This window comes from Methylobacterium brachythecii (assembly GCF_014196345.1).
Lineage (GTDB): Bacteria > Pseudomonadota > Alphaproteobacteria > Rhizobiales > Beijerinckiaceae > Methylobacterium > Methylobacterium brachythecii.
Window position 1 is genome coordinate 705,908 of sequence record NZ_JACIDN010000002.1, and the last position, 26,057, is coordinate 731,964.

23 protein-coding genes are annotated in these 26,057 nt (G+C 67.4%); 6 read left to right on the forward strand and 17 right to left on the reverse strand.

The window, feature by feature from the left end:
* The first annotated feature begins 38 nt into the window (after nt 1-38).
* Entirely contained in the window at nt 39-317 is a 279-nt protein-coding gene (locus tag GGR33_RS07340; RefSeq protein WP_183503356.1) for a hypothetical protein, read from the forward strand.
* 10 nt (nt 318-327) lie between these two features.
* Here GGR33_RS07340 and GGR33_RS07345 read toward each other — a convergent pair whose 3' ends face one another.
* Nucleotides 328-513, reverse strand: a complete 186-nt coding sequence (locus tag GGR33_RS07345) for a hypothetical protein (RefSeq protein ID WP_183503358.1) — start codon at nt 511-513, stop codon at nt 328-330.
* A 162-nt stretch (nt 514-675) separates the two neighbouring features.
* On the opposite strand from GGR33_RS07345, the gene GGR33_RS07350 reads away from it, so the two are divergent.
* Both GGR33_RS07350 and GGR33_RS07355 read left to right on the forward strand, forming a co-directional pair.
* Entirely contained in the window at nt 676-1,977 is a 1,302-nt protein-coding gene (locus GGR33_RS07350) for an RsmB/NOP family class I SAM-dependent RNA methyltransferase (protein ID WP_183503622.1), read from the forward strand.
* Nucleotides 1,978-2,115: 138 nt separating this feature from the next.
* The gene (locus GGR33_RS07355; protein WP_183503360.1) at nt 2,116-3,192 is read left to right on the forward strand and encodes an alpha/beta hydrolase; all 1,077 of its coding nucleotides are present in this window, start codon (nt 2,116-2,118) and stop codon (nt 3,190-3,192) included.
* Between the two features lie 51 nt (nt 3,193-3,243).
* On the opposite strand, the gene GGR33_RS07360 is transcribed toward GGR33_RS07355, so the two are convergent.
* The 12 genes from GGR33_RS07360 to coxB all read right to left on the reverse strand — a co-directional run bounded on the left by GGR33_RS07360 (nt 3,244) and on the right by coxB (nt 13,740).
* Nucleotides 3,244-3,474, reverse strand: a complete 231-nt coding sequence (locus GGR33_RS07360; RefSeq protein ID WP_183503362.1) for a hypothetical protein — start codon at nt 3,472-3,474, stop codon at nt 3,244-3,246.
* 230 nt (nt 3,475-3,704) lie between these two features.
* Nucleotides 3,705-4,997 carry a M16 family metallopeptidase gene (locus GGR33_RS07365; protein WP_183503364.1) on the reverse strand — a complete coding sequence of 431 codons (1,293 nt, stop codon included), beginning with the start codon at nt 4,995-4,997 and terminating at the stop codon, nt 3,705-3,707.
* Between the two features lie 8 nt (nt 4,998-5,005).
* A complete protein-coding gene (gene thrC, locus GGR33_RS07370; RefSeq protein ID WP_183503366.1) occupies nt 5,006-6,418 on the reverse strand; it encodes a threonine synthase in 1,413 nt (470 codons plus the stop codon).
* 57 nt (nt 6,419-6,475) lie between these two features.
* Nucleotides 6,476-6,892, reverse strand: coding sequence for a DUF4864 domain-containing protein (locus GGR33_RS07375; RefSeq protein ID WP_183503368.1), 417 nt, complete (start codon nt 6,890-6,892; stop codon nt 6,476-6,478).
* Nucleotides 6,893-7,031: 139 nt separating this feature from the next.
* Nucleotides 7,032-7,787, reverse strand: coding sequence for an SURF1 family protein (locus GGR33_RS07380; RefSeq protein ID WP_183503370.1), 756 nt, complete (start codon nt 7,785-7,787; stop codon nt 7,032-7,034).
* Nucleotides 7,784-8,155, reverse strand: a complete 372-nt coding sequence (locus GGR33_RS07385) for a DUF983 domain-containing protein (RefSeq protein WP_284211077.1) — start codon at nt 8,153-8,155, stop codon at nt 7,784-7,786. Before GGR33_RS07385 ends, GGR33_RS07380 begins: the two co-directional genes overlap by 4 nt.
* A gap of 127 nt (nt 8,156-8,282) precedes the next feature.
* Complete coding sequence (locus GGR33_RS07390; protein WP_183503374.1) at nt 8,283-9,146, reverse strand: cytochrome c oxidase subunit 3; 864 nt, start codon at nt 9,144-9,146, stop codon at nt 8,283-8,285.
* Nucleotides 9,147-9,280: 134 nt separating this feature from the next.
* Nucleotides 9,281-9,892 (reverse strand): cytochrome c oxidase assembly protein, encoded by a 612-nt coding sequence (locus GGR33_RS07395; protein ID WP_183503376.1) that lies wholly within the window; start codon nt 9,890-9,892, stop codon nt 9,281-9,283.
* Complete coding sequence (locus GGR33_RS07400) at nt 9,889-10,053, reverse strand: hypothetical protein (protein ID WP_183503378.1); 165 nt, start codon at nt 10,051-10,053, stop codon at nt 9,889-9,891. The genes GGR33_RS07395 and GGR33_RS07400 overlap by 4 nt, the downstream gene beginning before the upstream one ends.
* A gap of 8 nt (nt 10,054-10,061) precedes the next feature.
* On the reverse strand, nt 10,062-11,033 hold the full coding sequence (locus GGR33_RS07405) for a heme o synthase (RefSeq protein WP_183503380.1): 972 nt from the start codon (nt 11,031-11,033) through the stop codon (nt 10,062-10,064).
* A gap of 169 nt (nt 11,034-11,202) precedes the next feature.
* A complete protein-coding gene (gene ctaD / locus GGR33_RS07410; RefSeq protein ID WP_183503382.1) occupies nt 11,203-12,828 on the reverse strand; it encodes a cytochrome c oxidase subunit I in 1,626 nt (541 codons plus the stop codon).
* Nucleotides 12,829-12,903: 75 nt separating this feature from the next.
* The gene (gene coxB, locus GGR33_RS07415) at nt 12,904-13,740 is read right to left on the reverse strand and encodes a cytochrome c oxidase subunit II (RefSeq protein ID WP_183503384.1); all 837 of its coding nucleotides are present in this window, start codon (nt 13,738-13,740) and stop codon (nt 12,904-12,906) included.
* 282 nt (nt 13,741-14,022) lie between these two features.
* On the opposite strand from coxB, the gene fdhD reads away from it, so the two are divergent.
* Complete coding sequence (fdhD, locus tag GGR33_RS07420) at nt 14,023-14,886, forward strand: formate dehydrogenase accessory sulfurtransferase FdhD (RefSeq protein WP_183503386.1); 864 nt, start codon at nt 14,023-14,025, stop codon at nt 14,884-14,886.
* 117 nt (nt 14,887-15,003) lie between these two features.
* Here fdhD and GGR33_RS07425 read toward each other — a convergent pair whose 3' ends face one another.
* Nucleotides 15,004-16,110, reverse strand: a complete 1,107-nt coding sequence (locus GGR33_RS07425; protein ID WP_210301864.1) for a hypothetical protein — start codon at nt 16,108-16,110, stop codon at nt 15,004-15,006.
* Nucleotides 16,111-16,814: 704 nt separating this feature from the next.
* Here GGR33_RS07425 and gltB point away from each other — a divergent pair.
* Together gltB and GGR33_RS07435 are read left to right on the forward strand one after the other, a co-directional pair.
* The gene (gltB, locus tag GGR33_RS07430) at nt 16,815-21,515 is read left to right on the forward strand and encodes a glutamate synthase large subunit (protein ID WP_246412882.1); all 4,701 of its coding nucleotides are present in this window, start codon (nt 16,815-16,817) and stop codon (nt 21,513-21,515) included.
* Nucleotides 21,516-21,609: 94 nt separating this feature from the next.
* Complete coding sequence (locus GGR33_RS07435) at nt 21,610-23,043, forward strand: glutamate synthase subunit beta (protein ID WP_183503392.1); 1,434 nt, start codon at nt 21,610-21,612, stop codon at nt 23,041-23,043.
* Nucleotides 23,044-23,121: 78 nt separating this feature from the next.
* Here the strand turns inward: GGR33_RS07435 and GGR33_RS07440 are convergent, their stop codons facing one another.
* The 3 genes from GGR33_RS07440 to GGR33_RS07450 form a co-directional block, all read right to left on the reverse strand.
* The gene (locus tag GGR33_RS07440; RefSeq protein WP_183503394.1) at nt 23,122-23,502 is read right to left on the reverse strand and encodes a nuclear transport factor 2 family protein; all 381 of its coding nucleotides are present in this window, start codon (nt 23,500-23,502) and stop codon (nt 23,122-23,124) included.
* A gap of 33 nt (nt 23,503-23,535) precedes the next feature.
* Entirely contained in the window at nt 23,536-24,906 is a 1,371-nt protein-coding gene (locus GGR33_RS07445; RefSeq protein ID WP_183503396.1) for an SGNH/GDSL hydrolase family protein, read from the reverse strand.
* A 156-nt stretch (nt 24,907-25,062) separates the two neighbouring features.
* Nucleotides 25,063-25,746 (reverse strand): GntR family transcriptional regulator, encoded by a 684-nt coding sequence (locus GGR33_RS07450; RefSeq protein WP_183503624.1) that lies wholly within the window; start codon nt 25,744-25,746, stop codon nt 25,063-25,065.
* Nucleotides 25,747-26,057 lie beyond the last annotated feature (311 nt).

Sequence of the window (26,057 nt, forward strand, 5' to 3'; positions counted from 1 at the left end):
GGCGCTCGTCCGGCACACGACCTGGGATTGCCGACACCATGACCAAAGCAGACTGCATCGAGACGCTGCGCGCGCTGATCGAGCGCAGCGATCGCAATGAATTGGCGGAGGTCCAGGCCGCGATCATCCAGTTCGCGCTCGCGTCTCCCGATCTGAAGAGCCGCACCGAGGCGATGGCCGACCTGCAGACGTCCCTCGAAACCGAGATGCTGGCGGCGAAGCTCGCGCCCGATCAGGCCGCTTACCACGCGGTCGTCGAGGCGATGATCGACCGCACGCGGGATGCGGTCTTGAACTATACGGGTGCGACGGCCTGAGGCTCGCGGCTCAGTAGCGCTGCGGCGCCGGAGGGCGCGGATCGCCGTATTCGAGCTGGGTCTTGGCGTCGTAGGGACGGCGTGGCGGCGGCACCGGATCCGAGATCGGCTCGGCCGGGGCGCGAGAGCAGGCCGCGGCGGCCAGTGCGAACAGGCAGGCCGCAGCCAGGGGATAGAGGGGCGATCTGGGCTTCATCGGGTACTCCCGCTCGAACTCATACGGGAGCCGTTGACGAGAACGGCTCACGGCATGTCTTGAGGAACGAACGCGCTTTTAGCTCGGCCGTATCATGGCCAAGCCTAGCAGTAAGCGTGGCCGTATCGTGACAGAGTCAACGAGACCTTTCTGGAGTCCATCCTGACCCCTTCCGCCCGCCTTTCCGCCGCCATCGAGGTGCTCGCCGACATCGCCGAGCGCCGCCGCCCGGCCGCCGACGCCCTCAAGGATTGGGGCCTCGCGCACCGCTTCGCCGGATCGGGGGACCGTGCCGCCATCGCGAGCCTCGTCTATGACGGCCTGCGGCGGCGCGCCTCCGCCACCTGGATCATGGGCGAGGAGACGCCGCGCGCCACGGTGATCGGCATGCTGCGTCTGCAGCGCGGCCTCGCGGCATCGACCATCGCCGACCTGTTCGACGGCTCCCGCTTCGCCCCGGAGCCGCTGAGCGACCACGAGCGCGAGCGCCTCGCCAACGGCAGCCTGGACGACGCGCCGCCGGCCGTCGCGGGCGATGCGCCGGACTGGGTTTTGCCGTCGCTTCAGACCCTGTTCGGCGACGATCTGCTGCCGGAGCTGCGTGCCCTCGGCCGGCGTGCGCCCCTCGACATCCGGATCAACGGACTGAAGATCGCGCGCGACGAGGCGCTGGCCCGGCTCGGGCATCTCGCCCCCGAGCCGACGCCGCATTCGCCGATGGGTCTGCGCATTCCTCTTGGCGAGGACGGCCGCGGACCTGCGCTGCATGTTGAGCCGGAATTCATCGAGGGCCTCTACGAGATCCAGGACGAGGGCTCGCAGCTCGCGACGTTGCTGGCCGGCGCCCGGCCCGGCGAGACGGTGGTCGATCTCTGCGCCGGCGGCGGCGGCAAGACACTGGCATTGGCAGCGCTGATGCGGGGCCATGGTCGCATCGTCGCCACGGACGCCGATCTGCGCCGGCTCGCCCCGATCCACGAGCGCCTGCGCCGAGCAGGTGCCGAGGCCGAGATCCGCACGCCGCGCGCGGGCCGTGCGCGGGCCGACGTGCTGGAGGATCTCGACGGAACCGTCGATCGGGTGCTTGTCGACGCGCCCTGCACCGGCACCGGGACATGGCGGCGCAATCCGGACGCCAAATGGCGCCTTCGCCCGAACAGCCTCGCTTTGCGCGTCTCCGAGCAGGCGCAGGTGCTCGACCGGGCGGCCCAGCTGGTGCGGCCGGGTGGGCGCATCGTCTACATCACCTGCTCGCTGCTGCCCGAAGAGAACGACGACGCCATCTCGGGCTTGCTGAAGCGCCAGCCCAAGGGCTTCACCGTCATCGACGCCTCGACCGTGCTCTCGGAGGGCGTGCCGGCACTGAAGCCCTTCGTGCGCCTGACGCGGCAGGGCTTGCAGATGAGCCCGGTGCTCACAGGAACCGACGGGTTCTACCTCTCGATGATCGAGCGCGCGGGCTGACGCGGCGCGAGACTCGCCTTATCAGTCGAGTCGGCGCCCGATGCTGGCAACAGACCAGTTCGGCAAGGATCACAAGCGCTTCTGAGTCGTTTGTCAGGAGGAGCCTCGCGCCTTCGGAGATTCTCGGATGCTTCGCTCATGACGCTCGATCGCAGAGCCCTGATGGCGGCTGCTGCAGCGCTGCTGACGGCGGAGCGGGTGAAAGCCCAGGAAAATCCGGGAGAGTCGACGGTCCGGGCCCTCAGGCCGATCGGCGATCCCGCGATGCGGACCCTTCCGGAGGTGCCGCCGCAGCCGCCCGTGCGGGAGACCGTGCAGGCTCTGCCGAAATCGGCGCCGGGTTCCGAACTCGAAGTCATCGATCTCTGGCCCGGCCTGCCGCCGGGCGGCGGCGGTCCGTTCCGCAGCGACTACCGCTTCGACGAGACTCTCGGCGGGGTGATCACCGGCGTGACCCGCCCTTGCCTCATGGTCGTCCGCCCGGAGCGGCCGAATGGCGGCGCCTTTCTCGTCGCGGCCGGCGGCGGTTATCGCCGGATCGACATCAGCGGCGAGGGCCTCCCGGTCGCGGCGTGGCTCGCCAAAGCGGGCTTCCACGTCTTCGTGCTGATCTACCGTCTGCCGAGCGAGAAATGGGGCGACGGGCCGGATGCGCCGCGCCAGGACGCGCAACGCGCGGTGCGCCTGATCCGCGCCAACGCGGCGCAATACGGCATCGATTCGGAGCGGATTGGCCTGCTCGGCTTCTCCGCCGGCGGCCACCTGATGGGTGAGACGGCGGTCGATTCCGAGGTCGACCTCTATGACGACGTCGACGAGGCGGATCAGCAGAGCGCGCATGTGGCCCTGGCCGGCCTGATCTATCCGATCATCACTCTGAAGGCGCCGTTCGACCGGACCATCTCCAGCCGCGTCGTGCTGGTCGGCGAAAACCCGTCGGAGGCGCAGAGGCGGGCCTATTCGGTGGATGCGCAGGTGACAAAGCGGGCGCCGCCCGTCTTCCTGGCGCAGGCCGCGGACGATCCGGTCGGCACCGTCGATCACCCGTTGCGGATGTACAATGCCCTGCGGGCGGTCGGGGTGCCGGTCGAGATGCACCTGTTCGAGCGCGGCGGCCACGGATTCGGCCTCGGCGTGCCCGGCATGCCGGCGGCGGCCTGGGCCAGCCTGTTTCTCAGTTGGATCCGCGCCCGCGGCTTCATGCGCAACGTCTGAGCCGCGAGCGCTGCCTTCGTCCCCTTGCGGGGAGGGAAGGCGATCAGTCGATCAGAAGCACTGACGCTTGCGCACGATCACGACGCGACCCATCGGCCCACGGCGCTTGGTGACGACGGTGCGGCAGCGCGGACCGCGGATCACCGTGCGGGATACGACCCGTGCCTGCTCGATTCCATTGCCCGGCGCGATGCCGCCGGCGAGCGGCATGGCCGAAGCGGGCGCGGCAGCGACGAGGCTGCCGAATGCGAGGGCGGCGATACCGAGGAGAGATGCTCTCATGGTGCTAGGCTCCTTGCTTTTGGTGGGGCCGGGCCTGTCGCAGGAGAGGCATGAATGCGCCGTTAATGCTCAGCTTACAAACCGGAATCAAAGCGATGTGGAAAGCCGGCAAATTATGCGTGCTGCCTTAGGTGGACGCGCACATGCGCTCGCTCGGTATGGCTCTGTCTTGCAAGAACCGATCGGCCTGCGTTCCGAGCGCGAAGCCGGGAAAACTGATCTGTAGCCAGCTACGCGGCGAGGGCCGCCGCCACCTGCTTCAGCGTCGGCAGCTTGCGGATCGGCCCAATCGCGGCGAGCGTCGGCGCCCCGGCGATCACCGCGCGGCCGGCCGCACGCACCTCGTCCACCGTCACGGCATCGACCTTGGCGATGACCTCGCCCGAGGGGATCACGCGCCCCCAGGCCAGGAGCTGCCGGGCATTGCGCTCGATGCGGCCGCCGGGCGTCTCCAGCGCCGAGAGCAGTGAGACCTTGAGCTGCGCCTTGGCGCGGGCGAGTTCGGTCTCGTCGAGGTCTTCCGCCGTCGTCCGAGTGGTGGCGATGGCGACGTCGACGAGTTCGGGCAGATCCGCCCCCGAGGTCCCGGCGCCGATGCCGAACAGGCCGCAATCCGAGAAAGGCCAGTGGAAGGCCTGGATGTCGTAGGCGAGGCCGCGTGTCTCGCGGACCTCGTGCCAGAGGCGTGAGGTCAGGCCACCGCCGAGCACATGCGCGAACAGGTGCAAGGCGTAATAGCCGTCGTCGCGGAAAGAGAGACCCGGCAGGCCGAGGACGAGGTTGGCCTGTTCGAGCTTCTTCTGCATGCGGCGCTCGCCGCCGCCGTAGAGACCGGGCACCACATTCGGCACCGAGGCCGGCTTCATGTCGCCGAACAGCCGCTCGCCGGCCTCGACGATCTCCTCGTGCGACACGGCGCCGGCCGCCGCCAGCACCATGCGCTCGGGCACGTACTCGCGGGCGATGAAGGCCTCGATCCCGGCGCGGTCGAAGCTCGTGATCGTCTCGGGCCGCCCCAGAATCGGCCGGCCGATCGGCTGGTCGGGAAAGGCCGTCTCGACGAAGGCGTCGTAGACGACGTCGTCCGGCGTATCCTCGACCGCCGCGTATTCCTGCAGGATCACGCCCTTCTCGCGGGCGAGCTCGCCGGCCTCGAAGGTCGAGCGCGTGAGAATGTCGCCGAGCACGTCGAGGGCGACGCCGACATCCTCGCCGAGCATACGCGCAGTGTAGCTGGTGCTCTCAGTCGAGGTCGCGGCGTTGATCTCACCGCCGACATTCTCGATGTCCTCGGCGATCTTCCGGGCCGAGCGGGTCTGCGTACCCTTGAAGGCCATGTGCTCGATGAGATGGCTGAGGCCATGCTCCTCTGGCCGCTCATGGCGTGAGCCGGCACCGACATAGACGCCGAGCGAGGCCGTCGCCACCCCGGGGATCGCCTCCGTCGCGATGGTTAGGCCGTTGGAAAGCCGCGCGATCTTGAGATCGGGCGAGGCGCCGAACGTCGTGAAATGCTCGTTCATCTCTGCTTTCAGGCGCCTGCCGTGATGCGGGCGCGCTCACGGATGAAGCGCTCCACCGCCGCCTGGTCGTTGGCGAGATTCGAGACCAGCTCGGGCCGGTCCATGAGATCCGCGAGGTGCGGCGGCAGCGCCGGACGTCCGGCCCCGGTAGCGAGTGAAACAGCATCCGGGAATTTCGCCGGATGCGCCGTGGCGAGCGCCACGACCGGCGTCGCAGGGTCCTTCTGGAGGAGCCTGCGGCCCGCACGCACGCCGATGGCGCTGTGCGGATCGAGCACCACACCGGTCTTGCGGTAGGTGCCGGCGATCTCTTCCACCACCTCCGGCTCGGGGACGGCGGTGGCATCAAACTCGTCGCGCACGGTCTGCAGGACGGCCGGGTCGAGGCTGAAGCCGCCCGATTGCTTGAGCCCGTCCATCAGCCGGCCGAGCGAGGAGGAATCACGGCCCAAGGCCTCGAACAGAAGCCGCTCGAAATTCGAGGAGATCTGGATGTCCATCGAGGGCGACGTGGTCGGTTGGACTCCGCGCAGCTCGTAGGCGCCGTGCTCCAGGGTGCGGGCGAGGATGTCGTTGGCATTGGTGCCGATCATCAGCCGGTCGATCGGCAGGCCCATGCGCTTGGCGACCCAGCCGGCGAGGATGTCGCCGAAATTGCCCGTCGGCACCGCGAAGGAGACCGGCCGGCGCGGGCCGCCGAGCGAGACGGCGCTGGTGAAGTAGTAGACGGCCTGCGCGGCGACGCGCGCCCAGTTGATCGAGTTCACGCCCGAGAGGTGGACGTCCTTGGCGAAATCGCCGTGCTGGAACATCGACTTCACGATGTTCTGGCAATCGTCGAAGGTGCCGTCGATGGCGATGGCGTGCACGTTCGGGCAAGCCACCGTGGTCATCTGCTTGCGCTGCACCTCCGACACGCGGCCGTGCGGAAACAGGATGAACACGTCGACCTGATCGAGGCCCTTGAAGGCCTCCACCGCCGCCGAGCCGGTATCGCCCGAAGTGGCTCCGACAATGGTGGCGCGCGAACCGCGCTGGCGCAGGACATGGTCCATCAGCCGCCCGAGCAGCTGCATCGCCACGTCCTTGAAGGCGAGCGTCGGGCCGTGGAAGAGCTCGAGCAGGAAGAGGTTGTCGTCGAGCTGGGTCAGCGGGCAGATCGCCGGATGCCGGAAGGTCGCGTAGGCATCCTCGATCATGGAATCGAGCGCCTCATCCGCGATCTCGCCGTCGATGAGCGGGCGCAGCACGCGCTTGGCGGCATCGGCGTAACGCACCCCGCTCAGAGCCGCGATCTCCGCTTTCGCAATCTGCGGCCAGCTTTCCGGCACGTAGAGGCCGCCATCGCGGGCGAGGCCGGCGAGGAGGGCATCGGAAAAGCTCAAGGGCGCAGCGGCGCCGCGGGTCGAGACGTGCAGCAAAGGGGCCTCCGGGAAGGCGCCCGCTCTACACGATAGAGGCTCGACTGTCGAAGTGGATCAGGCGCTGGTGCCCGGCGCCTTCTTCAAGTGGCAGCCGGTGATGCGCCACTGGCCGTCGGACTGCTTCTGAAGCAGGTAGAGGGCCATCCAGTCCACGCCCTCGTCGTCCTGCAGCATCACGGCCTGTGCGAGCTGGTCGCCCTCGGCGTCTTCGGTCTTGTCGAAGCTGTAGCTGCGCGAGTGCAGAACCGGCTTGTAGCCCTGCTCGACCATCGCGAGGAAGGTCTCGGGCGAGGAGAACATGCTCTGAATCTGCGGGGCCGCCTGGGCGTAGGCGGTGGCCGGATCGTTTTTCTTGAAGGCCTCGAGCTGCCGCTCGATCGTGGCGCGCGCCGCGCTCCGGTCCCCGTCGTCGACCGCCCAGGCGGCCGTACCCACCATCACCAGTAAGAGACCACCAACGAGACCGCGCATCGTCGCTACCCTCCAAGGCCAGCCGATATCAAAGTACCGCGCCGCCTAAGAAGGACAAGCAGAGGTCGTGCCGAACGGTTGCAGTCTCAGCCCGTCATTCCGGCGCCGCGAAGCAGAAGCCGGACCGACGCTGCGTCAGTTATTCCGCCGGCTCTTGCAGCCGCCGCCACGCAAACACCGAAAACACGCCCACGAGGCATGCGGCGATGCCGAACCAGGTGAAGGCGTATTGCAGGTGGTTGTTCGGCAGGTCGACGCGCAGCTGGCCGCCGCGCGGCCAGCCGCCGGGATTGTCCGTGGCGTCGGCCTCGATCAGGTAGGGCGGCACGTCGGCGAGCCCCTTCGCGGCGGCGATGCCGGCAATGTCGCGGTTGAACCACTCGCCGCGGGCCGGATCGGGGGCCGGCACGAACATCGTGCGCGGCTCGGAAGCCCGCAGGATACCGATGACGGTGGTCTCGCCGGCGACTTGGCCCGCCTGACGGTCGGCGGGTTGCTTGAGTTCGGTCGGGATGAAGCCGCGGTTGACCAGGAGCGTCGGGCCGTCGGCGCGTGCGAGCGGCGTGATCACGTAGAAGCCCTGGAGCGCGCGTCCTGGCGTATCGCCGGGCGCCAGTCCGTGGACCAGGGTCTCCTTGTCGTTCTGGAAAGTGCCTGTGACGCGGACGCGGCGAAACTCGTCGACCTTCGGATCCCAGGCGGGGGAGGGCAGCGCGCCGGGCGGCTCCTCGTGCGAGCGCTCGATGATCCGGGCGATGAGCGCTTCCTTCTCGCCCTTGCGCTCGATCTGCCAGACGCCCAGCCCGAGCAGGATGACGAGGCAGACGAGCGAGGCGAGGCCCGGAGCGATCAATCCGCGCCAGCGGCGATCCGGTGGTGTAGCCGAGGCGCTCACGAGCGGAAACGTCCCTGTTCGGCCTTGTTGTGGTACTGGAGGGCTGCGAGCAGGCCCTTGAGCGGGCGCACCAGAGCGAGGCTCAAACCGATCGAGAGCGAGCCCGCGACCAGCGCGTGCACCCAGATCGGCGGCTCGAAGGTGATTTCGATCCAGAGCGCGAGGCCGACCACCACGACGCCGACGATCGACATCACGAAAAAGGCCGGCCCGTCCGCCGAGTCGAAGGCGGAAAAATCCTGGCCGCAGACCTCGCAGCTCGGCCGGAAGCTCAGGAAGCCGTTGAACATGTGACCCTCGCCGCAGCGGGGGCAGCGGCCTCTGAGGCCTGTCGGGATCGGCGGCGGAGCGTTGCTCGGTACGGGCACTGAGGGGACCTTCTTCGGCTCGCCCCTGATATGGGCAACGTCCCGCCTTCGGGCATGAAAAAGGGCGGCTCGCGCCGCCCTTCAGGGTTGCCCACCGCGCAAGACGGGGACGGGTTTGCGCGAGGCTTCAGCCGTGAGCGGCAGCGTGGCCGAAGCCCGAGCCCCAGACGTAGATGGCGGCGAACAGGAACAGCCACACCACGTCGACGAAGTGCCAGTACCAGGCGGCGAACTCGAAACCGAGGTGCTGCTTGACTGTGAAGTCGCCGGCATAGGCACGCATCAGGCAGATCGCGAGGAAGATCGTGCCGATGATGACGTGGGCGCCGTGGAAGCCCGTCGCCATGAAGAAGGTCGACGAGTAGATCGAGCCCGAGAAGCCGAAATGCGCGTGGCTGTACTCGTAGGCCTGGCACATCGTGAACAGGACGCCGAGGACGATGGTCAGCCAGAGGCCGTATTTCAGGCCCTTGCGGTCGTCGTGCAGCAGGGCGTGGTGCGCCCAGGTGATCGTGGTGCCCGAGGTCAGCAGGATCAGGGTGTTCAGGAGCGGCAGGTGCCAGGGATCGAAGGCCTCGATGCCCTTCGGCGGCCAAGTGCCGCCGGTGAACTCGACGCGCTGGGCCTGGATCGGATCGGCCGTGTAGAGCGCAGCCTCGAAATAGGCCCAGAACCAGGCGACGAAGAACATCACCTCGGAGGCGATGAACATCATCATGCCGTAGCGGTGATGAAGCTGGACGACGCGGGTGTGGTCGCCGGTATTGGCCTCGTGGGCGACGTCCTTCCACCAGGAAAGCATGGTGTAGAGGATGCCGAGGAAGCCGGCGCCGAACATGTACGGACCGACCGCGAGGCCGCCCAGCGTCAGGCTCTTCATCCAGAAGACCGCGCCGGTCGTGGTGATGAAGCCGGAGAAGGCGCCGATCAGAGGCCACGGGCTCGGGTGGAGGATGTGGTAATCGTGGTTCTTGCCGTGCGCCTCGGCCATCGAATAGCTCTCCTCACCCCTGGCCTTCGCCGCCGCCGGCTGGCCCCGTTTCACTTTGTCGACGATCGGCTTAGCACCGGCCATCGAGCCTGAAGCTCTATCGCGGGCGCGAGCCCGTTGTCACGCTTGCGCGCTCAGAAATTCGTCCGCGTTCCCGTACCGGTGGCCGTCCCCTCGGCGGCCGCCTGGGGCGAGCCGTTGCGCGAGACGAAGTAGGTATAGGACAGGGTCATCTCGGAGAGGTCGCCGATATCGGGATCCTTGCGCAGCCCCTGGTCGACGTAGAACACCAGCGGATAGTCCGCGCTCTCACCCGGCTGCAGGGTGTGCTCGGTGAAGCAGAAGCACTCGACCTTCACGAAATAGCTGCCCATCAGGCCGGGCTGCACGTTGAAGGCCGCGATCCCCGTCGCAGGCTTGGAACCGGTATTCGTCACCTTGAAGAACACGGTCTTGGTCTCGCCCGGCACGGCGTCGACGCTCGTCACCTCAGGCTGGAAGCGCCAGGTCAGGTTCGGGGCGACGTTGGTGTCGAAACGGACGCGCAGCGGCTTGGATGCGGCATCGGCCGAGGCGGTCGGCGCGGCGCCGACGCGTGGCGTGCCGTCGAAGCCCGTCGCCTTGCAGAACAGGTTGTAGAGAGGCACCGACGCGAAGGCGAGACCGGTCATCCCGGCGACCACGCCGGCGCAGGCGATCGCCGTCCAGCGAGTGCCCTTCTGCGAATTCCGGCCCGCCGCGCTCACAGCGGGCGCTCCAGGATCTGGGGGCCGAGCTTGGCGATCGTCAGCACGAAGAACAGGATCACCAGGGCGCCGAGCGTCAGCGCGATGGCGATGGAGCGCTTGCGGCGCGCCTTCTCCTCCTCGGGGGTCAGCGCTCTGACCTGGAATTTCGGATCCATCATGGCGTGCATCAGGCGATGACGGCGCGGAACAGGCCGAAGCCGTGCTCCACCAGGAGCCCTGCGAAGAGCAGGAGCAAGTAGAGGATCGAGAAGCCGAACAGGCCCATGGCCGCGCGCCGCTCCGCCTCGCCCTCGCGCAGACGAAAGACCTGGAGCGCCCCAGCGAGCATGCCGAGGCCGCCAAGCGCGGCGATCGCCGCGTAGAGCCAGCCGCCAAAGCCCATGGCGACCGGCACGAGGCCGAGCGGGGCGAGGAGCAGCGTGTACCAGACGATCTGGCGACGGGTGGAATCGGGTCCGGCCACGTTCGGCATCATCGGGATGCCGGCCTTGGCGTAATCGCCGCTCTTTACGAGCGCCAGCGCCCAGAAATGGGGCGGCGTCCAGATGAAGATGATCAGGAACAGCACCACCGAGTCGAGGCCGACATGGCCCGTCACCGCGGCCTGCCCGACGATGGGCGGCAGCGCACCGGCAGCACCGCCGATGACGATGTTCTGCGCGGTCGCCCGCTTCAGCCACATCGAATAGACGACGGCGTAGAAAACGATGGTGAAGGCCAGGAGCCCGGCGGCTAGCCAGTTCGAGGCGAGGCCGAGGATCAGCACCGAGCCGACCGAGAGCACCATGCCAAAGGCGAGCGCCTCGTTCGGGAGGATGCGACCGTCGGGGATCGGGCGCTTGGCGGTGCGCGTCATCAGCGCGTCGATGTCGGCGTCCCACCACATGTTGAGGCAGCCGGAGGCACCGGCGCCGACGGCGATCATCAGGAGCGCAATGCCGGCGATGATCGGGCTGACATGCGGGTGCGAGATCACCATGCCGACCAGCGCGGTGAAGATCACCAGCACCATCACCCGCGGCTTCAGCAGGGCGAAGAAGTCCGAAACCTCGCCGCCGGCCGCGCTGGCGGTCGGGTTGAAGGCTTGCCCTTCGAAGGCTTGGGCCTCGCCGGAGAGGCTATTCGACAGGCTCGACATGAAAACCGTGTTTCGGATCGCTTGAACCAAAGTCCTTTCAGGCTCGCGCGGCCCCTGGGGGCCGAACCGCCCTTTCCGGGAGGCCGTCGGCGCGAGGGCCTGGGGCATCCGGGAAAGAGCGAGGACCGCCGCAGCGGTCCTCGCGATGTTCTGTCGTCGAGGGAGCGGCTTAGTGGGCCGGCTCGTCGACGATCTGCGGAAGCGTCTCGTACTGGTGGAAGGGCGGCGGCGACGACAGCGTCCATTCCAGCGTCGTGGCGCCCTCGCCCCACGGGTTGTCCGCGGCGCGCTTCGACGAACGGAAGGCGATGATCACGCCGATGATGAAGACCACCATGCCGAGCGCGAAGATGTGGCCGCCCCAGGTCGCAACCTTGTGCCAGGGCGCGAAGGCTTCCGGATAGTCGGCGTAGCGACGCGGCATGCCGGCGAGGCCGAGGAAGTGCATCGGGAAGAACAGGACGTTCGCGCCGATGAAGGCCAGCCAGAAGTGCAGCTTGCCGGCCCATTCCGGGATCACGCGGCCGGTCATCTTCGGGAACCAGTAGTAGATGCCGCAGAAGATGATGAACACCGCGCCGAGCGAGAGCACGTAGTGGAAGTGCGCGACCACGTAGTAGGTGTCGTGCAGGTACTTATCGACCGCCGAGTTCGCGAGCACGACGCCGGTGACGCCGCCGACCGTGAACAGGAAGATGAAGCCCACCGCCCAGTGCATGGCGGCGGTGAAGCGGATCGAGCCGCCCCACATCGTCGCGATCCAGGAGAAGATCTTCACGCCGGTCGGAACCGCGATCACCATGGTGGCGAACACGAAGTAGGACTGCGTCTGGAGCGACAGGCCGACCGTGTACATGTGGTGCGCCCACACGACGAAGCCGACGACGCCGATCGCGACCATAGCGTAGGCCATGGCGAGGTAGCCGAAGACGGGCTTCTTCGAGAAGGTCGCGATCACGTGCGAGACGATACCGAAGGCCGGCAGGATCATCACGTACACTTCGGGGTGGCCGAAGAACCAGAACAGGTGCTGGTAGAGGATCGGGTCACCACCGCCCTCGGGGGCGAAGAAGGTCGTGCCGAAGTTGCGGTCCGTCAGCAGCATGGTGATCGCGCCGGCGAGAACCGGGAGCGAGAGCAGCAGCAGGAAGGCGGTGACCAGCTCGGCCCAGGCGAAGAGCGGCATCTTGTGCAGCGTCATGCCCGGAGCGCGCATGTTCAGGATCGTGGTGATGAAGTTGATCGCGCCGAGGATCGAGCCGGCACCGGCGAGGTGCAGCGAGAAGATCGCGAAATCGACCGCAGGGCCCGGATGTCCCGAAGAGGAGAGCGGCGGATAGACCGTCCAGCCCGTGCCCGCGCCGGCCGCGCCCGGAGCGCCTTCGACGAAGAGCGAGCAGACCAGGCTGCAGAAGCCGGCGACGGTGAGCCAGAACGAGATGTTGTTCATGCGCGGGAACGCCATGTCCGGCGCGCCGATCATCAGGGGCACGAACCAGTTGCCGAAGCCGCCGATCAGCGCCGGCATCACCATGAAGAACACCATGATCAGGCCGTGGCCCGTCACGAAGACGTTGTAGGTCTGCGGATTGGAGAAGTACTGCAGGCCGGGGGCCTCCATCTCCATACGGATGCCGAAGGAGAGAAACGCGCCCACACAGCCCGCGAAGAACGCGAACAGCAGGTAGAGCGTGCCGATGTCCTTATGGTTGGTCGACAGGAACCAACGGGCGAAGAAGGACGGCTTGTGATCGTCGTGGGCATCATGCCCGGCATGTGCTGCGGCGGTTGCCATCGGGTCTGACCTTAACTTCGAAATGTGATCAGGCGAGGGGGCCGGCGCGCAGTCGCGCCCGCCCCACGAGCGTCCTTACTTGGCCGAAGCGAACTTCGAGCCGCCATCGGTCGCGGCGTACTTGGTCTTGGCTTCCTTGAGCCACGCTGCGTAAGCCTGATCGCTGACCACCTTCACGACGATCGGCATGTAGGCGTGGCGCATGCCGCAGAGCTCCGAGCACTGGCCGTGATAGGTGCCCTCGCGGTCGGCCTTGAACCAGGTCTCGTTCAGACGGCCCGGGATCGCGTCGATCTTGCCGCCGAAGGACGGCATCGCCCAGGAATGGATCACGTCGGTCGAGGTCACCTGGACCTTCACGACCTTGTTCACCGGAACGACCATCTCGTTGTCGGTCTGGAGGAGCTTGGGCTCCTTCTCCTCGTCGATGTTGGCATCGAAGGTGAAGCCGCCATCTTCGCCGACCTTCGGGTACTCGTAGGTCCAGTACCAGGCATGGCCGGTGACCTTCACCGTCACGTCCGAGGCCGGCACGATGAGCTGCGTGCGCAGCATGCGGAAGGACGGGATCGCCACGGCGACGAGGATGAGCACCGGGATGATGGTCCAGGCCACCTCGATCGCGGTGTTGTGCGTCGTGCGCGACGGCGTCGGGTTGGCCTTCTCGTTGAAGCGGTAGATGCAGTAGACGAGCAGGCCGAGCACGAAGAGCGAGATGATGAAGGCCAGGACGTGAAGCCAGCCTTCGAACGAGGCGAGCTGCGCCGCCTCTGCCGTCACCGGCGTCTGGCGATCCATCTGCCACGGCACGGGAATGCCGGGTTCCGCGAGAGCGGAGGTCGACGTGACGAGCAGGGCGCCGAGCGCGGCAATCCCCCATTTAGACCGGTGTTGCGCGTGCGCCGTCCGCATGTGCTCTCTCGTGGCTCCCCGTTATTATCTTGATTTCGCGACGGCCCATTCGCAGATAGCGATTGTGCATTGCGAGGTCCTGATCGCGCGGGGACGGCCCAAGACGAGGCTATCAACGCGAGACTGTTGGACCGCGACGTAGAACCATACTGATCTCAAACACGCAACCGCCAAGAGCGTCGCACGGCCAAGTTCCGCGCATGACTTAAGGCGAATGCGTCGGGCCTCTCAACATTCGTTAGTGAGCTGTTGAGAAATGCCCCGGGATGCGAGCCTGACGCCATGGCATCGACCGAGCTGGCCGCCCCCGATTCCGAAAAACGCTGCGAAACGGCGCAGGCAGCGACGAGCGTGCGCGTTTCGACTCTCGTTGTTGCCTACGACGATCCCGTGCCGCGCGAGGACAGCCGGCCGCTCGCCGTCGAGATGCCGGTCAACGTCGTCTACGGCAGCGTCCCCTATGCGGTGATGATGACGAGCCCGGCGGATCTCGAGGATTTCGCCTACGGATTCAGCCTGACCGAGGGCATCGTCGAGACGGCGGAAGAGATACGCTCGGCCCAGGTCGAGCCGGGTGATGGCGGCCTGCGGCTCCTCGTCGACCTCGCGCCGGGGCGCCTGCGCGAGCACCTTGCCCGCAAGCGTGCGATCAGCGGCCGGACCGGCTGCGGCGTCTGCGGAATCGACGACCTCGCCTCGCTTCCCCTCGCCTCACCGCGCAGCGGCAAGGGCCCCGACATCGCGGTCTCGGCCATCAAGACAGCGCTCGATGGGCTTCATGAAAAACAGAGTCTCAATCGTGAGACTCGCGCGGTTCACGCTGCGGCCTGGGCCCGGCTCGACGGAACGGTGGTGGCCGTGCGCGAGGATGTCGGCCGCCACAACGCCCTCGACAAGCTGATCGGTGCGCTGATGCGGGCGGGCGAGGACCCGGACCGAGGCTTCCTGATCATCACGAGCCGCTGCTCGTTCGAGATGGCCGAGAAGGCGGCGACCTTCGGCGCCTCGGTGATCGTCGCGATTTCAGCGCCGACCTCGCTGGCGATCGAGCGCGCGAGGCAGCACGACCTGACGCTCTGCGCCATCGCGCGCTCCGACACGCTGACGGTGTTTTCCGGCCGCGAGCGGCTGCTGCCCGGCGCGTAGGCTGACGTATCCCGCGCCGTCATTCCGGAGCTCGCCATGAACGAGAATCCGGAATGTCAGTTATCGAATTGAAGACGTCCGGCGTGGACTATACCGAGCCGGATCCATCGGGAGCGATCAGTTGGCTGCCGGCGATACCGCGTCGTTGCTCGGAGCACCCGGCGCCGTCGACGTTCCGCCGATGATGCGGACCTTGCGCTTGGCATCGCCGCTCGGCGGATCCTGCCACTTCTGATTCGCGGCTTCCTTGGACTCCGGTTTCGGGGCCTCGGCCGGCTTCTCGGCCACCGGCTTGTCGACGGCCTGCGGAGCTGCGGGCGCCTCGGCAGGCTTTTCGGCCGCTTTGGCCGGAGCCTCGGCCGGCTTCTCCGTGGCCTGCGGCGCTGCCGGCTTGTCCGCGGGAGCAGGCTCGGCCGGCTTCTCGGCGGCCTTCTCCTCATTTACGGGCAGCTTGGCGGCCGGCAGAAGCGGAGCGGTCTCGGCCTTCGGCAGCTCGGCCGGCGCCTTGACGGCGTCCGGAGCCTTCACGACGTCCGGCACCTTCGCCGGCTCGGGTGTCGCGCCGGCGTTCGGAGCGGCCTGCTCGACGGGCGCCACCGTCGGAACCGGGGCCTCCGGCGCGACGCGCGGCGCGGCGGGCTTCGATGGCGGGGTGAGCTTGGCGGTCTTGCGCTGCTGGGCCTTGTCGGCCTTTCGCGCATCCGGCTTGGCGCCGGAGCGCGCGTCGGGGTTCACGCCGTAGGTATTGGGATCGGTGGCGCCAGGACGCGAGGCGATCGTCGGAGCGCGCTCGCTTTCGCTGTGCAGCGAAGGCCGCGGCAGCGGAATGTCGCCCGGCGGCAGCAAGGCTTCCTGGTCGCGGCCGCGACGCATGGCGGGCTCGTCGTTGGTCCAGCCGTAGCCGGGCGCGGCCCGGGCGACGCGGTTCGGCGGCGCATCGATGCGCTGGCGCCCGAAGATGGAGCCGTCGCCGGCATCGACATAAAGGCGGACGCGGTGGCCGGCGGGGTTGGTGGCCTCGACGACGTAGGCGCGACCGTCGAAGCGCGGACGGCTGATCTCGCTGAAGCCGCGATCCTGCAGCCGGTAGACGACGGCGCGTGGCGGCATCGGCGCCATGTCGTCCTCGTCGATCGGCCCGCGATAGGTTCCGACATAGCCGTAGAATTGTGCGGACGCCTCGCTCGCGGCGACGAGCGACAGGGCGGCTGCCCCGAGCAACATCGCGCGAAGAGCGCGGCTGCGGTGGGAAACGGCGCGGGATGACCGCGTACGGCGCATGGATGCCATGTGGCTTCTCTTTCGCCCCCTCGAGTTAGGACTCGTTCTGCCTCGACCGGCGGCGGATCTCGACCGACCCTTTAAGCCTCCGGTCCGATCAGCGAAGTCGTTGCTTCGCATCCCCTTGTGACCGGCAAGCTCGCTTCAAACAGGTGATCGGGGCAGAAATGCGGGACGAGCGCGTCCGGCATCCGCATCGTCCCGGCCGTCATGGGGAGGGTCGTTTGGCGCAGACCGATCGGGCGTCATTGCGAAAGCTGGTTTGCGGCGGCTTTGGGGCACTTGCTGGAGTCGATAAAATCTGGCAACGTCAATTTATAGGACAGGGAGACTGTCCTTTTCTCGAACTGCCGGCTGCCCGGCAGGAGCGGTTGGCGTGAACGACACGACGTCGAAACGAACCGAGATGCCGATTGCCGACGCGGCGATCAGGGCGAACGCCGGCTGAACGAGACAGCCGGTGTGACGCCCGCGGGTTGCGGGCGCCCCCCTTCGAGTAAGGTGCCGAGCCGACCCGATCGCGACGACTGAACGATCCCCGGCCGCTCTCTGGCGTTCGGGCACGAAACATGCTCGCATCCTCGCCGGATCCGGTGAGACGATCGGAGAACGGTTTGGACATGAGCGAAATCTCATCCGGAGGGTCGATGTCCCGCGCCGCCGCCGAGAGCGAGCGCGCCGCGCCATCGCGTCACGAGAGCACGGCCCCGATGATCGTGCGCGATCCGGCGATGCCGGTCGCACAGGGCATGTATGACCCGGCCCATGAGCGTGACGCTTGCGGCCTCGGCTTCGTCGCCGACATGCACGATCGCCGCACGCACACCATCGTGCAGCAGGGTCTCAAGATCCTGGAGAACATCGACCATCGCGGCGCAGTCGGCGCCGATCCGACCATGGGCGACGGTTGCGGCATCCTCACTCAGATCCCGCACGACTTCTTCGCCGAGGAGTGCTCGCGGCTCGGCTTCGAACTGCCGCCGGCCGGGCAATACGCGATCGGCCAGTTCTTCATGCCGAAGAACGATCAGGCGCGCGCCGTGATCGAGGACATCGTCGAGAAGGTGCTCGCCGAGGAGGGCCTGCCCCTGGTCGGCTGGCGTGACGTGCCGGTGGATTCGGAGGATCTCGGCCATGCGGTGAAGGAGACCGAGCCGCATCATCGGCAGGTCTTCATCGGCATGCCCGCTTCGACGAGCGACCAGGACGCCTTCGAGCGGCGCGTCTACATCGCCCGCAAGGTGATCTCGAACAAGGTCTATGGCCTCGACGACCAGCGGGTGAAGGAGTTCTATCCGGTCTCGGTCTCGAGCCGCACCATCGTCTACAAGGGCATGGTGCTGGTCCACCAGCTCGGCCACTACTACCTCGACCTGAAGGACGAGCGCTTCGTCTCGGCGATCGCGCTCGTGCACCAGCGCTTCGCCACCAACACCTTCCCGACCTGGCGCCTGTCGCACCCCTACCGGATGGTCGCGCATAACGGCGAGATCAACACGCTGCGTGGCAACGTGAACTGGATGAAGGCGCGTCAGGCGAGCGTCGATTCCGAGCTGTTCGGCAACGACATCTCGAAGCTCTGGCCGATCTCCTACGAGGGCCAGTCCGACACCGCCTGCTTCGACAACGCCCTCGAGTTCCTCATTCAGGGCGGCTACTCGCTCAGCCACGCGATGATGATGCTCATCCCGGAGGCCTGGGCGGGCAACCCGCTCATGAACGACGAGCGCCGCGCCTTCTACGAATACCATGCCGCGCTGATGGAGCCGTGGGACGGCCCTGCCGCCGTGGCCTTCACCGATGGCCGCCAGATCGGCGCGACGCTCGACCGCAACGGCCTGCGCCCCGCCCGCTACATCGTCACCGATGACGGGCTCGTGGTGCTCGCCTCCGAGATGGGCGTGCTGCCGATCCCGGACGAGAAGATCGTCCAGTCCTGGCGCCTGCAGCCGGGCCGCATGCTGCTGATCGACCTCCAGAAGGGCCGCATCGTCTCCGACGAGGAGCTCAAGAAGGAACTCGCCGCCGCGCACCCCTACGCGGACTGGGTGAAGAACACCCAGATCGTGCTGGAAGACCTGCACCCGATCCAGCCGCGCGCCTCGCGCACCGACGTGTCGCTGCTCGATCGCCAGCAGGCCTTCGGCTACACCCAGGAAGACCTCAAGCTGCTGATGGCGCCCATGGCCGTGACCGGCCAGGAGGCCGTCGGCTCGATGGGCTCCGACACGCCGCTGGCGCCGCTGTCGGACAAGTCGAAGCCGCTCTACTCCTACTTCAAGCAGAACTTCGCGCAGGTGACCAACCCGCCGATCGACCCGATCCGCGAGGAGGCCGTGATGAGCCTCGTCTCGTTCATCGGGCCGCGGCCGAACCTGCTCGACATGGAGGGCGCCTCACGCCGCAAGCGACTCGAGGTGCGCCAGCCGATCCTGACGAACGGCGACCTCGAGAAGATCCGATCGATCTCGCATTTCGAGGACCGCTTCGACACCAAGACGCTCGACATCACCTTCCCCGCCGAGACCGGCGCGGATGCGATGGACGGCGCGCTCAACCGGCTCTGCGACCGGGCGGAGGTCGCGGTCCGCGGCGGCTACAACATCATCATCCTGTCGGACCGCGCGGTCGGCCCGGATCGCATCCCGATCCCGGCGCTGCTCGCCACCGCGGCCGTGCACAACTACCTGATCCGCAAGGGGCTTCGCACCTCGGTCGGCCTCGTCGTCGAGTCCGGCGAGCCGCGCGAGATCCATCATTTCGCGTGCCTGGCCGGCTACGGCGCGGAGGCGATCAATCCGTATCTCGCCTTCGAGACCTTGATCGAGATGAAGGACGAGTTCCCGCCGGACATCACCAACGACGAGATCGTCTACCGCTACATCAAGTCGATCGATAAGGGGCTGCTCAAGGTCATGTCCAAGATGGGCATCTCGACCTACCAGTCCTATTGCGGCGCGCAGATCTTCGACGCGATCGGCTTGAACTCCGAATTCGTCGCCCGCGACTTCTTCGGAACCGCGACCACGATCGAGGGCATCGGCATGGCCGAGGTCGCCCAGGAGACGACGCTTCGCCACCGCGACGCGTTCGGCGACGCGCCGATCTACCGCAACGCGCTCGATGTCGGCGGCGAGTACGCCTACCGGCTGCGCGGCGAGACCCATACGTGGACGCCCGACACCGTGGCGACGCTGCAGCATGCGGTGCGTCTCGGCGCGGCCGAGCGCTACCGTGAATATGCGCGCCTGGTGAACGAGCAGGAGAACCACCTCAAGACCCTGCGCGGCCTGTTCGTCGTCAAGACCGCCGCCGATCTCGGCCGCGAACCCGTCGCCCTCGATCAGGTCGAGCCGGCCTCCGAGATCGTGAAGCGTTTCGCCACAGGCGCGATGTCCTACGGCTCGATCTCGAAGGAGGCGCACGAGACCCTCGCCATCGCGATGAACTCATTCGGCGGCCGCTCGAATTCGGGCGAAGGCGGCGAGGAGCCGCGCCGGTTCGTCACCGGGCCTGACGGCCGCTCACGGCGCTCGGCGATCAAGCAGGTTGCCTCGGGCCGCTTCGGCGTGACCACCGAGTACCTCGTCAATTCGGACATGATGCAGATCAAGGTGGCGCAGGGTGCCAAGCCCGGCGAGGGCGGCCAGCTGCCCGGTCACAAGGTCGATGCCAAGATCGCCAAGGTCCGCTACGCCACTCCGGGCGTCGGCCTGATTTCGCCGCCGCCGCACCACGACATCTACTCGATCGAGGATCTCGCCCAGCTGATCTTCGACCTGAAGAACGTCAACCCGGCGGCCGACGTCTCCGTGAAGCTCGTCTCCGAGGTCGGTGTCGGCACCGTCGCGGCCGGCGTCGCCAAGGCGCGCGCCGACCACATCACGATCTCGGGCTTCGACGGCGGCACCGGCGCGGCGCCGCTGACCTCGCTCAAGCATGCCGGCGGCCCGTGGGAGACCGGGCTGGCCGAGACGCAGCAGACGCTCGTCCTGAACAACCTGCGCGGCCGCGTTGCCCTGCAGGCCGATGGCGGCATCCGTACCGGCAAGGACGTCCTCATCGCCGTGCTGCTCGGGGCCGACCAGATCGGCTTCTCGACGGCGCCGCTGATCGCGGCCGGCTGCATCATGATGCGCAAGTGCCATCTCAACACCTGTCCGGTCGGAGTCGCGACGCAGGACCCGGTTCTGCGCAAGCGCTTCAAGGGCACGCCCGAGCACGTCATCAACTACTTCTTCTTCGTCGCCGAAGAGGTGCGCGAGCTGATGGCCGCGATGGGCTTCACGAAGGTCGAGGACCTGATCGGCCGCTCCGATCTCCTCGACAAGCGGGATGCCATCGAGCACTGGAAGGCCCGCGGCCTCGATTTCAGCAAGATGTTCCACCGGCCCGATGTCGGCGAACATGTCGCGATCCGCTGGGTCGATCGTCAGCATCATCCGATCGACACGGTGCTCGACCGCCGCCTGATCGAACGCGCCAAGAGCGCCATCGAGACCGGCGAGCCGGTCGTCATCACCGACGTCATCAAGAACTCGGATCGGGCCGCCGGTGCGATGCTCTCTGGTATGGTCGCCAAGGCCCATGGCCACGAGGGCCTGCCCGACGACACCATCACGGTGAAGCTCGCCGGCACCTCTGGCCAGAGCTTCGGCGCATGGCTCGCCGCGGGCGTGACCATCGAGCTGACCGGCCACGGCAACGACTACATCGGCAAGGGCCTGTCGGGCGGAAAGCTGATCATCCGCCCGAGCGAGGCGCTGAAGTCTCCCGCCGAGCGCACGATCATGGCCGGCAACACCGTGCTCTACGGCGCCATCGCCGGCGAGTGCTACATCCGCGGCTCAGCGGGTGAGCGCTTCGCCGTGCGCAACTCGGGCGCCATCACCGTGGTCGAGGGCATGGGCGACCATGGCTGCGAATACATGACCGGCGGCGTCGTCGTGTCGATCGGCGAGACCGGGCGCAACTTCGCGGCCGGCATGTCGGGCGGCATCGCCTACGTGCTCGACGAGGACGGCTCGTTCACGGCGCGCTGCAACCTCTCGATGGTCGACCTGGAGCCCGTGGAGGAGGAGGACGACATCATGCGTCGCTTCCACCAGGACGGCGATCTCGAGACCAAGGGCCGCGTCGATCTCCTCGGCGACATGTCGGGCCATGACGAGGAGCGCCTGAGCCAGCTCCTCACCAACCACTACAAGTATACCGGCTCGCCGAAGGCCAAGGCGATCCTCGACGGCTGGAGCGAGTACCGCACCAAGTTCGTCAAGGTCATGCCGGTCGAGTACCGCCGGGCGCTCCGCGAGATGGAAGCCGCCCGGATGCCGATCGCGGCGGAGTAAGATCATCTGCGCTGCCAGACCATCTGGCAGCGCTGGCTACGAAACGGACGCGGCAAGCCGCGCCATGCGCGCGCGTTCCGCGAAGGGCTGATCGATGGGCAAGATCACGGGTTTCCTTGAGTTCGACCGGCAGGAGCAGAAGTATCAGCTCGCCGCCGACCGGGTTCGCCACTTCCGCGAGTTCACGCTCCCGCTCGACGAGCATGATCTCGCCAAGCAGGCGGCGCGCTGCATGGATTGCGGCATCCCGTTCTGCCACGGCCCGACCGGATGCCCCGTGCACAACCAGATTCCGGACTGGAACGACCTCGTCTTCCAGTCGGACTGGGAGGAGGCGATCCGCAACCTCCACTCCACCAACAATTTCCCGGAATTCACCGGCCGCGTCTGCCCCGCGCCCTGCGAGGAGGCCTGCACGCTGAACCTCGAGAACCAGCCGGTGGCGATCAAGACCATCGAGCAGGCGATCGCCGACCGTGCCTGGAACATGGGCTGGGTGAAGCCCGAGCCGTCCGCCACGCAAACCGGCAAGCGCGTCGCGATCGTCGGATCGGGCGCCGCCGGCATGGCAGCCGCCCAGCAGCTCGCCCGCGTCGGCCATGAGGTCCATGTCTTCGAGCGCGAGCCGAAGGCCGGAGGCCTGCTTCGCTATGGCATCCCCGACTTCAAGATGGAGAAGCGCCACATCGACCGGCGCGTGAAGCAGATGGAGGCCGAGGGCGTCCAGTTTCACTACAAGGTCAATGTCGGCGTCGATAAGCCCGTCGACGAGCTGACCGCCGAGTTCGACGCCGTGCTTTTCGCAGGGGGCGCCGAAGAGCCGCGCAACCCGCAGCTTCCGGGCCAGGAGCTCGACGGCGTGCATTACGCCATGCCCTATCTCGTGCAGTCGAACCGGCGCGTCGGCGCCGAGCCGATGCCCGGCAACGGCGAGCTGCCGATCATCGCCGCGAGCAAGAACGTCGTCGTCATCGGCGGCGGCGACACCGCGTCGGACTGCGTCGGCACCGCCTTCCGCCAGGGCGCCCTCTCGGTGACGCAGCTCGATATCCGCCCGCGTCCGCCCGAGCGCGAGGATAAGCTGACGGTATGGCCGTACTGGCCGACCAAGATGCGCACCTCGTCCTCGCAGGCAGAGGGCGCCGAGCGCGAGTTCCAGGCGGCGACGCTGGGCCTCGAAGGCGACCGCAAGGGTCGGCTGACCGGCGTGCTCTGCGCGCGTGTCGACGAGAAGCGCCAGCCCATCGCAGGCACCGAGTTCGTCCTGCCAGCCGACCTCGTTTTCATGGCGATTGGCTTCGCGAGCCCCCTGCACAAGGGCATGGTCGCGGATTCCGGCGTGAGCCTCGACAAGCGCGGCAATGTGCTCGCCAACGAGGAGGATTACCGGACCTCGCATCCGAAGATCTACTCGGCCGGCGACATGCGCCGCGGCCAGTCGCTCATCGTCTGGGCGATCCGCGAAGGCCGCCAGGCCGCCCGCTCGATCGACGAGGATCTGATGGGCGAGAGCGTGCTGCCGCGCTGAGGCGTCTCGCTCACGATGCGCAAGGGCGTGTCGTGAGCGATTTGGATGAAGCAGATCTCTCCTCGCCGCGATCAAGCTTCAGCGCATTCGCTCGACCCATTGTGCGCGCGAAGGTCCCGGTTCGAAAGGATCCCCGAAGTACTGCGTCTCGCGGCTCACCCGCCCGTCCAAAAACTCCATGATGCTCACGGTGTAGGACGGCCGCCCGTCATAGGTCAGGACATATTCGGTGACCCATAGGTCGCCCGCACCGACGATCCGCCGGACTGCAAACCTTTTCTGATTTGGTTGCGCGGCGCGAGACGATCGAATCCGCCACCGTCCGCAGATGCGCTCTCCCGATTGCGGATATTCGAGCACCGCGTCGTCTCGGTAGATCTGGTGCTCACCTTCGAGGTCGTTCGCATCGGAGGCCGCCCAGTGGCGGTCGAGAGCCGCTCGGATGTCTCGATCCTCCATCCTGGATCTCCCTGTCCGCGGCGATCGATGTCCCTACCCCGGCGGCCACTTGAAGTCGTCGGCGCGGCCGGGCTGCGGCACCGGTGCGGCGCCGCGCTGCAGGGTGCGCTCCACCGTTCCCGCGGCGTCGCCCTCGCGCGGACGGCCGCTGGCGAGCACGCCGCCGGGCGAGATCTCGTTGCGGCCGAGAGGCACCACCGGGCCGGCGGCCGGCTTCACCGGCAGGCTCGGGATGCCGGGCGGCTCGGGCAGGCTCGGCAGCATCGCCGTGATCTTGCGGTCGATGGCCGAGGAGTCGTCGAGGCTCGGACCGGCATCCCCGGGCGTCGCCGAGGGCACCGTCGCGACGGTCGGCTGCTCCGGTTGCAGCGTACCATTCGCCCCCATCAGCCGCTTCAGCTCAATATCGGCGAAATGGGCGGCCTTGCGGGCTCCGGGGAAGGTGAAGTGGATGCCGTCCGAGGTGCGCAAGGTGGCGCGCTGGCCGTCGAGGTCGGGGCCGGTCGCGGTATAGCGGTTGCGGTCGTCGACGAAGCCCGGCCAGATGTCGACATAGGTCTGGCCGGCCTTCTGGACGCGCTCGCGCGCGAGGTCATTGATCGAAGCGAGATCCTTGGTCAGCATCTCGAAGCGCACCGGGGGCACGCCGACCCAGACCAGCGGGATCTTGTGGTCGGTGAAGACCTTGATCACCGCGTCGATCCGCGCCGCGTAGACCTCGCGCCACTTGTCGGTGAGCGGCTCGAAACTCTCTCCGCCTTCTCGGATCGCCTGGCGGTCGTTCACGCCGATCATGAACAGGGCGTAGGCGACCTTCGGGTTGGCCTTGAGATAATCTTCGGCGGCCTTGGGCCAGTCGACCACGTCCTTGCGCACGATGCCGCTGTCGCCGCGAGACCGGTCGACCACCGCAACGTCGGCGTTCTCACGGAAGGCGTCGTCGAGCCCCTTGGCGAGATAGGAGGCGAGGGAATCGCCGAACACCGCGACCTGGACGTTCGGGGAAGTCTTGGCGGGCGCAGGCGGCGCCTGCCGCGCGACGCTCGGCGCGGCCGCCGGCGTGCGCCGCCGGACGGTCTGCCCGTCCTGACCGCCGCGCGACCCGATCGACGGAGCGCGCGGATGGGACGGACGGCCGAAGGTCCGCGACGGCGCCTGCCGCTGGGGCTGCACCTGCTGCTGCGGGCGCTCCTCCCAGGGCCAGTAGAACTGGCGCGGCGCCTCCTGCTGCTGCGGCGCATAACGGCGATCCTCGCGCGCGGCGCGGCGGCGCGGGGCGTAGTAGGGATCGCGCTGAACCTCGTAGCTGTCGCCCCACTGCGCCCTCGCCTCCTGCGCCGGCGTCAGGAACGAGACCAGCGCGAGCAGCACGAAGACGGCGATCTGTTTCGGCGCGAAGGCCATCGGGCTCCCGGATTCCGACCGCCGGGGCGAGAGGGGCTCGTCCCGGCATGGGCCGTGATCATAGCGGGGAACCGCGACGTGTCGAATGCCGGGGCGGAACGCCCCCGGGCATCGCGCCGAGACCGCCGTTCCGGAGCGACGGCGAGCCGGAAGGCTTCAGTCCAGGTGGTGGCCGTAGCGCTCGACGTGGACGGCCAGGCCGAGCCCGTGATCGCGCACGAGGCGCTCCGAGAGGTCCGCGTCGCGCGCTTCCAACGCCTCGATGATCTGAACGTGCTCGGCGATGGACGTCGAGGCGCGGTCGCCCTCGCGCAGGGCGATGTTGCGCACGCCCTTCACATGCATCAGCAGGTTGCTGCACAGGTCTTGGATGACCTCGCAATGGCCGAGCGAGATGATCTTCTGATGGAAGCGGATGTTGGCTTCCGAATATTCGGCGAGGTGCTCTGCCGGCTTCCCCTCGAAGAATTCGGGGAACATCTTGCGCATGCATTGGAGGTCGTCGTCCGAAGCGCGCGTGCAGGCGAGACGCGCCGCCATGCTCTCCAGGGCCGCCCAGGCCTGGATCATGCCGACGATCTCGCGCTTCGTCTTTTTGACGACGAAGACGCCGCGCCGCGGCTCATTGCGCACGAAGCCTTCCTGCTCCAGCACGGTCAGCGCCTCGCGGATCGGCGTCCGGCTGACGCCCAGCGTCTGCGACAGGCCGCGCTCGTCCAGACGGATGTCTCCGTTCTGACCGTAGATATCCATGTTGGTGATGGCCGACTTCAAAGCCTCGTAGGCCAGAGTCCGTAGACTCGTCGCCGGAACGAGCGGCTTGATCGTGAAGTTCTGCATGGCGTCAGTATCGGTCTGGTACTGGCTACGGATCGGCGATGTCGGCATCGTTTCCCGGCGCGGACCATGGCGATTCGGTCTGGGAAACACAAGACAAGCGCCAAGCATAGCCGGGTATAGCCCGATTGGGGCTTGACGCCGCGATGGGTAACGCTGCCGGGTTTCAGTCGGCAAAATTGACCATTGGTATTTGGTATGCCAATATCGAGCCGTCGTCAAAAGCGAATGTTTCGCCCTGCGCCGCGTCCATCGAGACGCAGGCCGTCCGGGCTTCCCGCTTCCGGGCGGCGCATGGCTCGACACGGGATCAC

What these genes read in the sequence shown, in the direction of transcription:
- GGR33_RS07340 (WP_183503356.1), top strand. Translation starts at nt 39, where the DNA reads ATGACCAAAGCAGACTGCATCGAGACGCTGCGCGCGCTGATCGAGCGC.
- GGR33_RS07345 (WP_183503358.1), bottom strand. Translation starts at nt 513, where the DNA reads ATGAAGCCCAGATCGCCCCTCTATCCCCTGGCTGCGGCCTGCCTGTTC.
- GGR33_RS07355 (WP_183503360.1), top strand. Translation starts at nt 2,116, where the DNA reads ATGACGCTCGATCGCAGAGCCCTGATGGCGGCTGCTGCAGCGCTGCTG.
- GGR33_RS07360 (WP_183503362.1), bottom strand. Translation starts at nt 3,474, where the DNA reads ATGAGAGCATCTCTCCTCGGTATCGCCGCCCTCGCATTCGGCAGCCTC.
- GGR33_RS07365 (WP_183503364.1), bottom strand. Translation starts at nt 4,997, where the DNA reads ATGAACGAGCATTTCACGACGTTCGGCGCCTCGCCCGATCTCAAGATC.
- GGR33_RS07375 (WP_183503368.1), bottom strand. Translation starts at nt 6,892, where the DNA reads ATGCGCGGTCTCGTTGGTGGTCTCTTACTGGTGATGGTGGGTACGGCC.
- GGR33_RS07390 (WP_183503374.1), bottom strand. Translation starts at nt 9,146, where the DNA reads ATGGCCGAGGCGCACGGCAAGAACCACGATTACCACATCCTCCACCCG.
- GGR33_RS07400 (WP_183503378.1), bottom strand. Translation starts at nt 10,053, where the DNA reads ATGATGGATCCGAAATTCCAGGTCAGAGCGCTGACCCCCGAGGAGGAG.
- GGR33_RS07405 (WP_183503380.1), bottom strand. Translation starts at nt 11,033, where the DNA reads ATGTCGAGCCTGTCGAATAGCCTCTCCGGCGAGGCCCAAGCCTTCGAA.
- ctaD (WP_183503382.1), bottom strand. Translation starts at nt 12,828, where the DNA reads ATGGCAACCGCCGCAGCACATGCCGGGCATGATGCCCACGACGATCAC.
- coxB (WP_183503384.1), bottom strand. Translation starts at nt 13,740, where the DNA reads ATGCGGACGGCGCACGCGCAACACCGGTCTAAATGGGGGATTGCCGCG.
- fdhD (WP_183503386.1), top strand. Translation starts at nt 14,023, where the DNA reads ATGGCATCGACCGAGCTGGCCGCCCCCGATTCCGAAAAACGCTGCGAA.
- GGR33_RS07425 (WP_210301864.1), bottom strand. Translation starts at nt 16,110, where the DNA reads ATGTTGCTCGGGGCAGCCGCCCTGTCGCTCGTCGCCGCGAGCGAGGCG.
- gltB (WP_246412882.1), top strand. Translation starts at nt 16,815, where the DNA reads ATGTCCCGCGCCGCCGCCGAGAGCGAGCGCGCCGCGCCATCGCGTCAC.
- GGR33_RS07435 (WP_183503392.1), top strand. Translation starts at nt 21,610, where the DNA reads ATGGGCAAGATCACGGGTTTCCTTGAGTTCGACCGGCAGGAGCAGAAG.
- GGR33_RS07440 (WP_183503394.1), bottom strand. Translation starts at nt 23,502, where the DNA reads ATGGAGGATCGAGACATCCGAGCGGCTCTCGACCGCCACTGGGCGGCC.
- GGR33_RS07445 (WP_183503396.1), bottom strand. Translation starts at nt 24,906, where the DNA reads ATGGCCTTCGCGCCGAAACAGATCGCCGTCTTCGTGCTGCTCGCGCTG.
- GGR33_RS07450 (WP_183503624.1), bottom strand. Translation starts at nt 25,746, where the DNA reads ATGCAGAACTTCACGATCAAGCCGCTCGTTCCGGCGACGAGTCTACGG.